Annotated in this window: 8 protein-coding genes; 4 read left to right on the forward strand and 4 right to left on the reverse strand. The window is 71.3% G+C overall.

Features of this window, described 5'->3' with window-relative positions:
* The first annotated feature begins 49 nt into the window (after positions 1-49).
* Positions 50-1,522: a LysR family transcriptional regulator gene (locus OG206_RS03930; protein WP_327112195.1), complete on the forward strand. Its 1,473-nt coding sequence runs from the start codon at positions 50-52 to the stop codon at positions 1,520-1,522.
* Between the two features lie 48 nt (positions 1,523-1,570).
* Here the strand turns inward: OG206_RS03930 and OG206_RS03935 are convergent, their stop codons facing one another.
* Positions 1,571-3,232, reverse strand: a complete 1,662-nt coding sequence (locus tag OG206_RS03935) for an ABC transporter substrate-binding protein (RefSeq protein ID WP_327112197.1) — start codon at positions 3,230-3,232, stop codon at positions 1,571-1,573.
* Between the two features lie 311 nt (positions 3,233-3,543).
* Here OG206_RS03935 and OG206_RS03940 point away from each other — a divergent pair, with 311 nt between their 5' ends.
* Positions 3,544-7,518 carry a golvesin C-terminal-like domain-containing protein gene (locus OG206_RS03940; RefSeq protein WP_327112199.1) on the forward strand — a complete coding sequence of 1,325 codons (3,975 nt, stop codon included), beginning with the start codon at positions 3,544-3,546 and terminating at the stop codon, positions 7,516-7,518.
* 152 nt (positions 7,519-7,670) lie between these two features.
* On the opposite strand, the gene OG206_RS03945 is transcribed toward OG206_RS03940, so the two are convergent.
* From OG206_RS03945 to argJ, 3 genes are all read right to left on the reverse strand, one after another.
* The gene (locus OG206_RS03945) at positions 7,671-8,459 is read right to left on the reverse strand and encodes an AfsR/SARP family transcriptional regulator (RefSeq protein WP_327112201.1); all 789 of its coding nucleotides are present in this window, start codon (positions 8,457-8,459) and stop codon (positions 7,671-7,673) included.
* Between the two features lie 648 nt (positions 8,460-9,107).
* On the reverse strand, positions 9,108-10,112 hold the full coding sequence (locus tag OG206_RS03950) for an MBL fold metallo-hydrolase (protein WP_327112203.1): 1,005 nt from the start codon (positions 10,110-10,112) through the stop codon (positions 9,108-9,110).
* Positions 10,113-10,241: 129 nt separating this feature from the next.
* Positions 10,242-11,420, reverse strand: coding sequence for a bifunctional glutamate N-acetyltransferase/amino-acid acetyltransferase ArgJ (argJ, locus tag OG206_RS03955; RefSeq protein WP_327112205.1), 1,179 nt, complete (start codon positions 11,418-11,420; stop codon positions 10,242-10,244).
* A 213-nt stretch (positions 11,421-11,633) separates the two neighbouring features.
* On the opposite strand from argJ, the gene OG206_RS03960 reads away from it, so the two are divergent.
* Both OG206_RS03960 and OG206_RS03965 read left to right on the forward strand, forming a co-directional pair.
* Complete coding sequence (locus OG206_RS03960; protein WP_327112207.1) at positions 11,634-13,349, forward strand: thiamine pyrophosphate-binding protein; 1,716 nt, start codon at positions 11,634-11,636, stop codon at positions 13,347-13,349.
* The gene (locus OG206_RS03965) at positions 13,349-14,881 is read left to right on the forward strand and encodes an asparagine synthase-related protein (RefSeq protein WP_442805937.1); all 1,533 of its coding nucleotides are present in this window, start codon (positions 13,349-13,351) and stop codon (positions 14,879-14,881) included. The genes OG206_RS03960 and OG206_RS03965 overlap by 1 nt, the downstream gene beginning before the upstream one ends.
* Positions 14,882-14,911 lie beyond the last annotated feature (30 nt).

The following is a 14,911-nucleotide window of genomic DNA, read 5'->3' on the forward strand; positions in this document are numbered from 1 at the left end:
CGTCACAGGTGAAGAAGAGGCGTCATCCATAACCGTAAGGAAGCCGTCCGTGCCTTCTGCGATACACGTGCCCTCCGTTCCCGACCGGCTCACACGCCTGCCCCTGTCGCGTCCGGACCTGCGGCTGCTGGACGCGATCGGACAGTGCGGTGACCTGGCCGAAGCCGCTCGCAGAGCGGGGCTGAGACCTCCGGCCGCCCAGCGCCGGCTGGACCGGCTGGACCATGCCACCGGGCTGACGCTGACACTGCGGGACGCGCGTACGGCCCGGCTGAGTCCTGACGGTGCGCGGGTGCTCGTCGCCGGGCGGCGCTTCTTCCGCCAGGTCGACCAGGCCGTGCAGACGGACATCTACGGGCGGGGCGCCGAGGCCCTGAACGCACCCCGCATCCTGAACATCGCCACCGCCGAACCGCTGATGGAGGATCTGGTCGAGGACGCGGCCGACTCCCTCGGCATCCTCCTGTCGGTCAGCCATGACGCACCCGGCCAGGTACTCAGGCAGCTCGACGGGTACCGGGTGGACGCCGCGCACACATGGGGGCTGAACACCCTCTCGCACGGGGTCGAGCGCACCGTGCGCACGTACGAGGTCCTGGACGACCCGCTGTGGGTGACGCTGCCCCTGGGGCATCCGCTGGCCGGCCGCGACGCGCTCTCCCTCGCCGATCTGCGCGACGAGAACTGGGTGTCGGAGGCCGGACCGGAGGCGGAGGTCCTGGTGAGCGGGGTCTACCGGTCGGCCGGTCTCACCCCGCCCGCCCGCATCCAGGTGACCGGCGCCTCGGTCGCGCGGGGGATGCTGCGGCGCGGCGACGCGGTCGGCCTGGGCTCGCCGGCCTGCCCCGCCGTCTTCACCCCCTCGCTGGTGCGCCGCTCGCTGGTGGAGCGGCCCCGGCGGGCCGCGGGTCTGCTGGTCGATCCCGCCGTCGTGCCCGGCTCGCTGGCCCAGCAGCTGGCGGCGCTGCTCACGGCCCGCTGTCTCAGCAGGTTCACCGCACAGCACGGGGACATGCTCCGCGATCCGTGGTGGGCGGACTGGCTGCGCGGGCAGCGTGCGGGGCTGGAGCGGCGCACCGATGCCGCCGCCCGCGGGCTCCAGGCACCGCCGGCCCTGCCCGACGAGTCGGTCCAGGTCGACGTGGAGGACCTCCATCTGCTGCGCGCGGTGGCCGACCACGGCAGCATCAACCGCGCCGCGGCGGTCCTCTCGATCAGCCAGTCGGCCCTCACCCGGCGCATCCACCGTCTCGAACTCAGGCTCGGGGCGCGGCTGTTGCTGCGTAGCTCGCGCGGCACCGACCTGACTGCGCCGACCCGGCAGTTCCTGGCCGGGCTGGCCGGCTTCGAGGCCGAACTCCGGGCGGTGGGCGCGGTACCGGGGGATGCCCCGCCGGCCGCCGAACCGTCCGCCGGTGCGCAGCGCCGGGCGCACCGGGCCCCCCGGGGTGGCGCGGTGCGCCCGGGACGGGCCGCGCCCGACCGCACGGCGGTGCGGCCCGCGGTCGCCGGCCGGAGCTGAGGCGGCGGTGCGGCCGGCGCGTCCGCCGCCGGCCGCACCGCGCCGTGGTCAGCGCGCGCCCAGTGCCACGTAGTCGTACATCCCGAAGGAGCCCGTGACGAACGCGTTGCGGACGTCCGGGTGGCGGTAGAGCAGGGAGCGCGGGTAGAGGTAGGGCACGATGACGGCGTGGTCCATGGTCAGCCGGTCGATACGGTGCCAGATCTCCGCGCGTTCCTCCGGGTCGGCGCTGACGGCCCCCTGGTCGAGGAGGCTGTTGATCTCCGGGTCGTCCAGTTCGCCCATGTTCTGGTTGCCGCGCTCCTTGATGGCGCGTCCGTCGACGATCTGCTGGAAGAAGCCGTAGCCGTCGGGGAAGTCCGCCCCCCAGCCGAACATGATGATCCCGATGCCGTGCTCGCGCAGGTACTCGGGGCTGCCGCCGTACCGGTCGAAGTAGTCGCCGGACGGGAAGTCCAGCACCTCGGCCTCGATGCCGACGCGGGCCAGTCCGGCCGACAGCGCCTCGGCCGCCCGGTACTCCTTCAGGCGGTCCTTGCGGGCGGCGATCTTCGTGCGGAACCCGTCCGGCATGCCGGCGAGGACCAGTTCGGCGCGGGCCGCATCGAGGTCCCCGGTGCCGTCGTCGCCGACCGGGTAGCGGTCGAAGGGCCGGTAGCCGTCGATGGTCGGCGGCAGGATCGTGGTGGCGATGTCCCCGCCCACGGACCCCCCGTAGGCGGCCTGCATGGCCGCCTTGTCCGTGGCGAACTGCACCGCGCGGCGGCAGTGCACATTGTCGAACGGGGTGATCCGGCTGGACAGGCAGTAGATCCAGGTGAAGCCGGTCAGCGGGTTGTCCGCGTTGGCCCGGAGCTCGGGGTCGGCCAGGATGCGCTCCTGGGCCGCGGGCTGCACCCCGAAGCCCGCGAGGTCGACGTGCGCCTCACCGGAGAGCAGCATGAGGTCCACCTCGTGCGGGTCCTTGCCCAGGTGCACCTCGATCCGCTCGGCCCGCTGCCGGCGTACGGGGTCGGTCTCCGGGTCCCAGCGCGGGTTGCGCTCCAGGACCACGAGCTTGCCGCGCTCGTAGGACTCCACACGGTACGGGCCGGTCGCGACGGGGCCGAGCCGGTAGCCGATGCCGGTGTCGCGGTCCTTCGGGACGGGTGTGGTGCTCGGCATGGTGGCGAGCAGGTCCATGCCGGCGAAGGGCTCGGTCAGCTTCAGGACCAGGGTGCGGTCGTCGGGCGTCTCCACGGTGACCGGGCCGTCCACCTCGGGTTCGCGCCAGGGGCCGCCGTAGTCGGTGCCCAGCAGGTGGCGGAAGTAGGTGGGGCCGACGCCCAGCACGTCCGTACCGTAGTTGCTCCTGGCGATCGCGTACTTGACGTCGGCCGCGACGACGGGCGTGCCGTCCTCGTAGAGCAGACCGGGGCGCAGCCGGTAGGTCCAGGTCCGGCCGCCGTCCGAGCTCTCTCCGAGCGACTCCGCCAGGTCGGGGACCAGCCGCTGGCCGTCCTTGCCGGGCGCGGTGTCGAAGGTGACCAGGGTCCGGCCGATCAGGCGCAGGAAGTTCCAGGTGTAGGCGTAGTACGTGTTGCCGGGATCGAGCGAGTCGAAGTCGTCGGTGCGCACCAGGCGGAGGGTCCCGCCCAGCTTGTCGGTGGGGGCGAACACGCCGTCTACGGCGGCGTCGAAGCCGGTGCTGCCCGACTGTTCGGTCTCCATGTCCCAGCCCTTCTCGCGGTGATTTCCGCGCCATTCTGCGGTGGTGCGGGGCTCCGGTGCGCCGCGACGAGGTACGGGCGCATAGCCGACCGCGGGTCGGTATAGCGGAAGAGACGGGTGAGAGGAGGTGAAGAGGTCCGGCTGATGTGCTCGCGTCCCCCCACGCGCGAAGCGGACGCCCGCTTCCCCCCACGCGCGACGCGGGTGTACGCAGGAAAGGCGAGCCGAACGTGTCCCGAAGAAGAAAATGGCATGTACCCGTCATAACTATCGCCGCGACAGCACTGCTGGCGGGCTACCCGTCGGTGTCGATGGCGAAATCCCCCACCCCTCCCCCGGGCGCCGCCCAGGGCTGGAACCAGAAGGACCGGGCGGACGCCGCGAAGCCCGGTCCGGCCGAGCTCCCCGAGGCCGTCCCCGCCGACGACCGCACGGCACTCCTCGGCTCCGGATACCGCGCCTCCGACGACCTGGCATGGACCACGTCGGGTGACGCCACCGGCTTCCACGTCATGGTCGCCGCCGCCGAGGACGGCTACCGGTGGCGGACCGCCGCGACCCTGTCCGAGCCGGGCTTCGACACCGACACCTGGATCGGCAACGCCTGCATCACCGCGTCGGGAGAGCGCGCCGCCGTCACCTACGCGCCCCGCACCTTCACCAACAGACCGGCACTGATGACCCGCGGAGCCTTCACCGCGGTGGTGGACCTGACGACCGGCGCGGTCACCAAGCTCCCCGTCCAGTCCAGCCTGAGCTACTTCTCACCCGGCTGCGGCACGACGGAGAAGGCCGTCTTCTCGCAGTTCTCCGACGACGCGTCGAAGCGCAACGAGACCCGTCTCGTCGGAGTGGACACGGCAAGCGGAAAGGCCGCGAAGCCGCTGGACCTGCCCGGCCAGGTCACGTCCGCCGTCCCCCTCGCCGACGGCTACGCCGCCGCGCAGGGCTCCCGCCTGGTCCGGGTCGCGCCCACCGGCGACGTGCGCGTCGCCTCGCGCGCCGGCACCGCCCCCTTCCAGCTCACGGCAGCCGCCGACGGCTCGGTCGTCTACATCGACCGCACCGCCGGAGCCGCCTCCGAGCGGGCCGAGGTCCGGCGCGCCCCGGCGTCACTCTTCGGCGCCGCCGGCAAGTCCGGCGAAAGCACCCGGCGCCTCGCGACCGGCGCGCTCACCGACTTCGACCTGGCCCGCTCGGCCCGCACCGGCACGGTGTACGTCACGGGCGAGGCCAAGGCCGCGGGCACCCTGCCCGCGTCCGTGCGCATGCCCGCGGGAGTGGCCAAGGGCGCCGCGCTGTCCACCCGGGGAGAGGCCGCCGTCACCACCGCCTGGGCCGACGGCAAGGACTCCCGGATCTCACCCCAGGAGGCCGCCTCCGCACGCACCGCGCGGACCTCGATGAAGCTGCTGGAGACCGGCCGCAGCGTCACCCTGGACGCCAGGCCCGGCACGACCGTCGGCTCCACCGCCAGGACGGCGGCGGGCCTCGCGACCTCACCGGCACTCACCCGCGGGACCGGGACGGCAACGGCTTCCCCGAAGCTCGCCGCCGCGTCGCCCACCAACCCCGTCGAGGACGAGCGCTACTGCTCGGTGCCGCGCGGGGACGTCCGCAAGCAGGCCTTCCAGCCGACCCCGCGGCAGGTCGAGTGGGCGGTGGACCAGGCCGTGGTCGGCAAGCTGAACTCGCACGTCTCGCGCGCCGCCAACTGGAAGAACACCGGGATGTCGGCCTACCAGCCGCAGTCCCTCTTCCCGCTCAAGACCATGGCGGGCGACCCCAACGGCACGCCCGACGCCGCCGACGAGTACCACATCCCCGCGCAGGTGATGCTGGGCGTCACCGCCCAGGAATCCAACATGTGGCAGGCCACCCGCTTCGCGGTGCCGGGTGTCACGGCGAACACCCTGATCGGCAACTTCTACGGCATCAGCCACGGATCCGACGGTGAGACCCCGGACCCGTGGGCGATCAACTGGGCCAACGCGGACTGCGGTTACGGCATCGTCCAGGTGACCGACGGCATGCGCAAGGCGGGTCACGAGAAGCCCGGCGAGACCGCGCTGTCCGTGCAGAAGCAGGAGGCCGTCGCCCTCGACTACACCGCCAACATCGCGGCGGGGGTCAACATCCTCGTGGACAAGTGGAACCAGACGTACAGCGCCGGGATGACCGTCAACGACGGCGGCCCCTCGTACATCGAGAACTGGTTCTTCGCGCTCTGGGCCTACAACTCCGGCTTCTACCCGCAGTCCAGCGCCGGTTCGCACGGTGGCCACTGGGGCGTCGGCTACACCAACAACCCGGCCAACGCGCTGTGGAAGGCCAACCGCACCCCGTTCCTGGAGAACTCGGCCGGCGGGGACGACTACTCCCACGCCGCCCACCCCCAGGACTGGCCGTACCAGGAGAAGGTGATCGGCTGGGCCGCCCGCCCGATCTCCGCGATGTTCGCGCCCGGCGACTTCCAGCCCGGCTACCGGGCCGCGTGGTGGACCGCCACGGACCAGCGGACGCGGGCCAAGCCGCCGGTCGGACAGTTCTGCGACAGCTCCAACAACTGCGACCCGAGCAAGATCAAGGACGGCGACACCGACACCAACGGCGCGTGCCAGCTCAACAACCCGGCCGACGAGTTCTTCCTGCACTGCTGGTGGAACAAGAAGTCCAGCTGGAAGAGCTGTGCGGGCGGTGCCTGTGGATACGCCCTGCACCGCTTCGACGCGACCTATCCGGAGCAGCCGGACGGCAGCGCGTACCCGCCGCGGTGCTCCAGCGGTCTGCCCTCGGGGACGTACGTGATCGACGACGTGGCCTCGGGTGTCACACCGGCGGGCTCATCGGGACGAAGTTGCGGGGCGACGACGTCACCGGGCACCTTCGGCTTCACCTTCACGGCTGACGGCGCCAATTACCCGGGCAAGATCGACACCCATCAGATCGGGGCCGGTTACGGCAACCACTTCTGGTTCTCGCACACCAGGAACCAGGCGACCACCGAGGGCGCGCGGATGCGCACCACCGGCACCTGGACGCTGACCAACGGCATGACCGGCTGGGCCAGGGTCTGGGTGCACCTGCCCGACCACGGCGCCCACACCCGGCAGGCCTCGTACACCGTCTCCGGGACGAACAGCACGAGTCCGGTACGCGTGCACCCGCAGCGCGTCGGGGAGAACAAGTGGGTCTCCCTCGGGGTGTTCCAGTTCACCTCGACCCCGAAGGTCTCGCTCTCCACGCACGCGGCCGACGGCAGCGGGTCGGAGGACGTCGCGTGGGACGCGGCGGGCTTCCAGCCGCTGTCGGCCAAGCCCAAGGACATGGTCGTCGCGATGGGCGACTCCTACTCCTCGGGTGAGGGCGCCTCGGCCGCCGGCGGGGTCGACTACTACAAGGAGACGAACTACCGGGACGCGAGCAACCCCTCGACGCGGGACGCCTGCCACCGTTCGACCAAGGCGTGGTCGCGCCAGGCCACGATCCCGGGACGCTCGGCGTCCGTGGGATCGATGGACGACAGCAGGTCGGCGGCGATGGACTACCATCTGATCGCCTGTTCCGGGGCCCGGACGTACAACATCGCGAGCGTCGGCGAGAACGGCGAGCTGCCTCAGCTGTCCAAGGGCTACCTCGACCAGAACACCACGCTGGTGACCATCTCGATCGGTGGTAACGACGCCCGGTTCGCCTACATCATCCAGAAGTGCATCTTCGGCGGTGTGGGCTGGCCGACGCTGTGCCAGGACCAGAAGTTCGACGACGACGACTCGCGGGTCGACGACGCCGCCTACCAGGGGCTGGACATCGGTGTGGCGGCAGAACGCCTCGCCAAGGAGCGGGTGCGGCCGGCCATCACCGACGCGCTGAAGAAGATCCAGGCGAAGGCGCCCAACGCCAAGATCGTGCTGATGGGGTACCCGCCCCTTCTGGAGCGGTCGGGGTCGTGCATCCCGGGCATCGGGACCGAGGAGGCTCCCTGGCTGAACGGCATGGCGGGCACACTCGCCACCGAGATGCAGGGCGCCGTGGACGACGCGAAGGCCGCCGGCACCAAGGCCTGGTACTCCAACCCCGCGCAGAACTTCGCGGGCAAGGCCGTATGCGGTGACCCCGAGCAGGTCCACGGGATCGTGCTGGACCTGGTGGAGAGCGACGAGCCCGCCATCGACTGGCCGATCCTGCAACTCGGGGCGTCCGCCCAGTCGTTCCACCCGAAGGTCGGAGGGGCCCGGCTGTACGCGGACTCCCTGGAACGGACGATGCAGGGCATGGGTCTCTGACCCACGGCATCCCGGTGTGCCCTTCCCGCGAGGTGCGGGGAGGGCACACCGGTCCGGGGGTTCCCGCCCGGACCGCTTCGGGCGCATGACGCACGGCTGTGTCCCCCGGCCCATGGGCCGGGGGACACAGCCGTGCGTGTTGATGACGCGGGTCAGCGGCTGGCCATGCCCGGTACCGCCGAGAGCATGTCGGCGTCCTGACGGAGGATCGCCCGCTCCAGGGTGGTCAGCCTGGGGCCGGGGTAGATGCCCAGCTCGTCGGTCAGGGTGTTGCGGGCCCTGCGGAACACGGCGAGCGCGTCGGCCTGCCGCCCGGAGAGATAGAGGGCCTGCATCAAATGCGCGTAGGGCTCTTCGCGCAAAGGGTGGAGGGCGATGAGGTCGGTGAGTTCCCCGATGGCCTCCTCGTATTGGCCCAGAGTTATTTCCAGGCAAATACGCTGTTGAAGTGCGGCAACACGCTCCTCTTCCAGCCTGGCCGCGCGGGTCTGCAACGCACTGCTCGAAATCGTGGCCAGGGCAGGTCCCCGCCACAGGGCGAGTGCCTCCCTGAGCAGGTCGAGCGCCTCCTCCTTGAGGTCGGCGCGTACCATTTTCTTCGCCGTGGCGACGTTGCGCCGGAAGATATCGCTGTCGATCTCACAGAGAGCCGAATCCAGCTGGTATCCGGAAGCCGTCGACAGGACGGTGTCCTGCGGCGCGCCGACCGCGGCCAGTGAGCGGCGGATCATCCACACGCTCGTCTGGAGCTGACCAGGGGCGGTCCGCGGCGGGCGCTCACCCCAGAGGTGGGTGATGAGTTCGGGCGTGCTCACCGCCCTGCCCGACACAAGTGCGAGGGCGGTGAGCACCCGGAGCTGCCGCTGTCCGGCGAGCGGGACCGGCATGTTCCGGGAAAGCATGGAGATCGGACCCAGTATGCGAATCTGCACGCCGGCCATAGGGGGTCTCCCGTTCTGCCTGTCCATGACTCAATTCCCCTGCCATGAACTGCTGGATTTCACACGCAATGTCTTTGGTCGCGCTGATCGATGGAGCGAATGCAGTGGTCGTGACTGCGGCCACTACGCGCGTAGCGGCCCTCCTACCTCATCGAGTCGGGACAGTAATAAGCCATCCGGACGGCGTCAACGAGGCCCGGATGGGCACGGCTGAAAACTGTCGTCCCGATGCGAGAGAAAATGAGGACGTGGGAAAAACCCGGATAACGCCTGCCGGGCCGGGTGGCCGGGGGCTCATGATCGCGCATGGCACGGAGTAGTCGTCGGCCCGCACGGCAGCGCGGACGCGGCCGCGGGCAACCCCCGGAACGTCACGCCTCTGCGGAAGATGTGCGTCCGGTGTGAAGGATATGGGGGCCGGGCATGGAGGGTGTGATTACTCAGCGCACCGATCCGGACGCGGAGCGATCGCCCCACCGGTCTAGACCAGTGATGGCAAAAACCGTACGTCGCTTCGACGGTGCGAACGGACCTCCGCACCGGAATGCGGCGCCCGGTGTCCGATGAGCGGGATCGGGCGCCCTTGCGGCCGAAACGGGCCCCCCGGAGGCGTCGCAATCCCGCACAACCGGCCGCCGTGCGGCCGGGTCACGCGGCCCCGGTGACGTCGAGCAACTCCAGGTGACGAGGCGTCAGCACCCGGGTGCCGCCGCCCGGCGCCTTCCGCTCGGCCGCGCGTGCGAGCGCCGTCACCGCGTCGGGGGACGACGTGCGTGAGATCCCCGCATCGCCGAGCGGGGTCACCATGTCGTCGTGATGGCAGGGCAGGAGGACCGGCGGCGACCCCAGCGCGGCCAGCAGCCGGTCCGGGTAGCCGTGAAGGGCCGCGTGACCGCTCATCCCGATCACCGCGATGTCCGGCCGCGCGCCCGCCACTTCACGCTCCGCGACGTTGCTGGTGCCCGTCAGCAGCACGGAAGGTCCGCCCTCCACCGACACCTGGAAGGCCAGCGTCCGCCCCTCCACCATGTCGCCGAGGGTCCGGGGCCGCGGGGGGACGGCGTCGCGCTCCCCGGGGGCGAAGGACGTGTAGTCGTCCTGCCTGCTGTGCAGACTGCGGAACACCTCCACGCTGTAGCCGTCGAACTGGAGGTGGTCGCCCCCCTCCACCGCCACCACGTCCGCCATGCGGTGCGCGGGTGTGCCCATCGCGGCCAGCAGGTGACGCGACGTGGCGTCACAGAGCGTCCGGACACGCCGGCCTGCCCAGCCGGGCCGGGACAGCAGGTGCGGGACGTCGGCGAGATGGTCGAAGTGGCCGTGGCTGACCAGGATCAGCTCCGGCGCCCCGGTCAGTTCCTTCTCCGCCACGTGCTCCACCGCGTCGGGGTCCAGACGCAGGGGCAGCGCCGGATCGAGAGCGCCCCCCTCCCCGGCGTAGGGCATCCGGCTCAGGTACGGGTCGAAGAGCACGCTGCGGCCCGCGAAGGACAGCTCCCACCCGGCGACGCCCAGCCAGCGCAGCCCGAGATCCACCCCCTTGGGCATCGGGCGCCGCTGCGCGGCCGGCAGGGGGGCGGCGCCGCCGACCAGCAGCCCCGCCGCCCCGGCGCCGAACGCGCCCTGCAGAACCGACCTTCGCGACTGACCCATGCGCCACCTCGTTCACGTTGTGCTGATCACACGTCACACTACGGAGCGATGCGGACGAGGCGGCACATTTGAGTCAGCGGCTTCCGGGCGTGGCGGATCGGGTGCCGCGTCCGGGTCCCGGCCCGTGGGTCAGGTCGTGTACTCGGAGTTCAGGCGCACGTATCCCTCCGTCAGGTCGCAGCCGTAGACGGTGAACTCCCCGTCCCCGATGCCCAGTCCGATGCCGATCACCACCTCGGCGCCGCTCATGTGCTCGGCGACGGCCGCGCGCAGTTCGGCGTCGCCGGGGCCGTCGACGCTCTGCGGGTAGACCCGGGTCCCGCCGAACTCCACGGTGACCTTCTCCTGGAGGATGTCGGTGTCGTCGGTGCACTTGCCGATCGCCATCGTCACCCGGCCCCAGTTGGGGTCGCTGCCGTGCACCGCGGTCTTGACCAGCGGTGAGTTGACGACGGTCTTGCCGACCCGCTTGGCCTGCGCGGTGTCCCGCGCCCCGGTGACCCGCACCTCGATGAGCTTGCTGGCCCCCTCGCCGTCCGAGGCGATGTTCTTCACCAGGGCGAGCGCCACCTCGTGCAGGGCCTCCTCGAATTCCACCGGATCCACGTCACCGGCCAGCCCGTTGGCGAACAGCACCGCTGTGTCACTGGTCGAGGTGTCGGTGTCGATCGAGACGGCGTTGAACGTGCGGTCCATGACGCTGCGGAAGACCCGGTCCTGGACGTCCCGGGGCAGCCGGGCGTCGGTGGCGAAGAAGGTCAGGAGGGTCGCCATGTCCGGCTCCAGCATCCCCACGCCCTTGGCGATGCCGACCAGCGTCGCGTCGCCGCACCGCACCCTGACCTCCTTGGGCCGGGTGTCGGTCGTCATGATCGCCCGGGCCGCCCGGTCGAACCCGCCCTCCGGAAAGGGCCAGGAGAGCGTCTTGATGTGATCGCGGATCTGCTCCATCGGGTACTGGAGGCCGATGACGCCGGTGGAGGCGATCAGCAGTTCGTCCTCCGGGAGCCCGGCGGCGGCGGCCACGGAGTCGCGCACCTCGCGGGCGTTGCTGTCCCCCTGCGGTCCGGTGGCGACGTTGGCGTTGCGGGCGATGACGACCACTCCGCGCGCCTGTCCGTCGGCCGCTGCGGCGCGGCTGAGCACCACGCTCGGGCCGGAGAAGCGTGACTTGGTGAAAACCGCGCTGACCTGCGCCGGAACGGTCGACGCCAGCACGGTGAAGTCGTCCCGCCCGTCACCCGTGAGCCCCACCGGAGCGGTGTGCACCACGAACCCCGCGGGGTCCCGGGTCGTCGTACCGGTCATGATCGCCTTCTTCCCTCAGTGCCTGCATTATGCGCTCGACTGTATGTCTATTCATCTATCACAGGAGACGGGTGCACCGGGCCGGAACCGGCCGCGGGCCGCCTCGAAGCGCACTACAGCACGGTCGGATAGGCGCTGGAGAGGCGGTGGAGAGAGGCCACCGGCACGGTGACGGCATTCCGCATCCCGTCGACATCCTGGAGACGACGCCGCATGTCCCGTGTATCGACCAAGCCCAGCAACAACCCGACGGCCGCACACGCGCTGCTCAAGCGTCTCCACGAGCACGGTGTGGAGACGGTGTTCGGTGTCGTCGGCCGTGAGGCCGCCTCCATCCTCTTCGACGAGGCGCCGGGTATCGACTTCGTCCTCACCCGGCACGAGTTCACCGCCGGCGTCGCCGCCGACGTCCTGGCCCGCATCACCGGCCGGCCGCAGGCCTGCTGGGCCACGCTCGGCCCCGGCATGACGAACCTCGCCACCGGCGTGGCCACCTCGATCCTCGACCGCTCGCCCGTCATCGCGCTGGCCGCCCAGTCCGAGTCGCACGACATCTTCCCGAACGACACGCACCAGTGCCTCGACTCGGTCTCCGTCATGCGCCCCATGACGAAGTACGCCGTCGAGCTCCAGCGCCCCGACGAGATCACCGACCTGGTGGACTCGGCCGTCGCCGCGGCGATGACGGAGCCCGTGGGACCCAGCTTCATCTCGGTGCCCGTCGACCTGCTCGGCGCCGACATCGACGCCTCCGTCGTCCACCCCGCCGCCCACACCCCGGCCAAGCCCACCGGCGCCGTGCAGGCCGGCTGGGAGGCCACAGCCGACGAGGCGGCCGCGCTGCTCTCCGGCGCGGAGCACCCGGTCTTCGTCGTCGGCGCGGCTGCCATCCGCTCCGGCGCGGTGCCCGCGATCCGCGCCCTGGCCGAGCGTCTGGACGTCCCGGTCATCACGACGTACATCGCCAAGGGCGTCCTTCCGCACGGTCACCACCTCAACTACGGGGCTGTCACCGGCTACATGGACGGCATCCTGTCCTTCCCCGCCCTGGAGACCCTCTTCGGCCCGGCGGACGTCGTCGTGACCCTCGGTTACGACTACGCCGAGGACCTGCGCCCCTCGATGTGGGCACGCGGCGGCGAGAAGAAGACCGTGCGCGTCTCCCCGACCGTCAACCCGATCCCCCGCGTCTACCGTCCGGACGTCGACGTCGTCACCGACGTGCTGGCCTTCGTCGAGCACCTGGACGCCGCGACCGCCGACCTCGCGAAGAAGACCCCGCACGACATCACCCCGCTGCGCGAGCGCATCGCGGAGTTCCTGGCCGACCCCACCGAGTACGAGGACGGCATGCGGGTCCACCAGGTGATGGACTCCATGAACACGGTGATGGAGGAGACCGCCGCCGCCGGTGAGGGCACGATCGTGTCCGACATCGGCTTCTTCCGGCACTACGGGGTGCTCTTCGCCCGCGCCGACCAGCCCTTCGGCTTCCTCACCTCGGCCGGCTGCTCCAGCTTCGGCTACGGCATCCCCGCGGCCATCGGCGCCCAGATGGCCCGGCCCGGCCAGCCGACCTTCCTCATCGCGGGCGACGGCGGCTTCCACTCCAACAGCGCCGACCTGGAGACGATCGCCCGGCTCAACCTGCCCATCGTGACGGTCGTCGTCAACAACGACACCAACGGGCTGATCGAGCTCTACCAGAACCTCGGCCACCAGCGCTCCCACGACCCGGCCGTGAAGTTCACCGGCGTCGACTTCACCGAACTCGCCCGCGCCAACGGCGTGGAGGCCGTCAGGGCAAACTCCCGCGAGGACCTGCTCGCCGCTCTGCGCAAGGGGGCGGGGCTCGGCCGCCCGTTCCTGATCGAGGTCCCGGTGAACTACGACTTCACCTCCGGCGGCTTCGGTGCCCTGAGCATCTGATCATGGCGCACACATTCCCCGCCGCCACGGGGTTCCTGGTCTCCGCCCATCAGGGCGGGGACCGGGCCCCCCGGCCCGTCTTCGCCACCCGGGGCGCCCACGAGACCGTGGCCGAGGCCCTCCGCGCCCAGACCCTGAACGCCGTACTCGTGCACTCGGGTTCGGCCGGGGACGCCGTGGCCCGCTCCGGCGACACGGCCCTCGTCCTGGCCGGCGAGCTCTACAACCGGGAGGAACTGCTCACCCTCCTCCCGTCCGGCGCCGACGCCCGAACGGACGCGGCCCTGGTGCTCGCCCTGCTGGGCATCTACGACCTGCACGCCTTCCGGCTGCTCAACGGCCGGTTCGCGGCGGCCGCGGCCCTGGGCGACCGGTTGCTCCTGGCCACCGACCATGCGGGCTCCGTCCCGCTCTACGCCCTCCCGGCGCCCGGCCGTGTCCTGGCCGCCACCGAGATCAAGGCACTCGTCCCGGCGGCGGCCCAGGCCCCGCTGTCCGGCCGGCCCGTCGCCGACGCGCGCCGGATCCGCCGCGTACCCGGGGTTCACCAGATCCCGGCCGGGACGGTCCTGGACCTCGACGTCCGCACCGGCACCGCAGCGCCCTCGCGGACCTGGACCCCGCCGGTGTCCCGGCGGATCCTCCCCGAGGCCGACGCGACCGCTGCCGTGCGCGAGACCCTGGGGCGAGCCGTCCGGGCCCGCACCGGCGGCACCACTCCGCTGGTGGTGCTCTCCGGCGGAATCGATTCTTCGGGCGTGGCCGCACTGGCCGCCGCCCACACCGAGGGCCCCCTGGACACCCTCTCCATGGGCACCGACACCTCGGACGAGTTCGCCGAGGCACGCGTGGTCGCCACCCACCTCGGCTCCGCGCACCGGGAGATCACCGTGCCCACGGCCGACCTGCTCGGCCAGCTCCCCCACGCGATATGGGCGTCCGAGTCCGTCGACCCCGACATCATCGAATACCTGCTGCCGCTCACCGCCCTGTACCGGGCGCTCGACGGGCCCGCCCGCCGCATCCTCACCGGATACGGCGCGGACATCCCGCTCGCCGGCATGCACCGCGAGGACAGGCTGCCGCAACTGGACACGGCGGTGGCGTTCGACATGGCCACCTTCGACGGCCTCAACGAGATGACGCCGGTGCTCTCCGGCATCCAGGGCCACTGGTCGACCCACCCCTACTGGGACCGCGACGTCCTGGACCTGCTCGTGTCGCTGGAGGCCGGGCTCAAACGACGCCACGGCCGCGACAAATGGGTCCTGCGCGAGGCGATGAGCCCCCTGCTCCCGCACGAGACGGTCACCCGGCCGAAGCTCGGCGTGCACGAGGGCTCAGGGACGACGTCCTCCTTCAGCCTCCTGCTGCTGGACGCCGGGGTGCCCGACGCGGACGTCCACCGGGCCAAGTCACTGGTGGTGCGGGAGATCTTCGACCGGGTGGTGGTCGAGGGGCTGCCGCCCGCCGAGGTGAGCACCGCCGACGCCGTGCACCAGGTGGCCGCACGGCTGAAGGAGACCGAGTGACCCGCCCCCTACTCCGTACCGGCCGCCCGC

It is taken from the genome of Streptomyces sp. NBC_01341 (assembly GCF_035946055.1).
Lineage (GTDB): Bacteria > Actinomycetota > Actinomycetes > Streptomycetales > Streptomycetaceae > Streptomyces.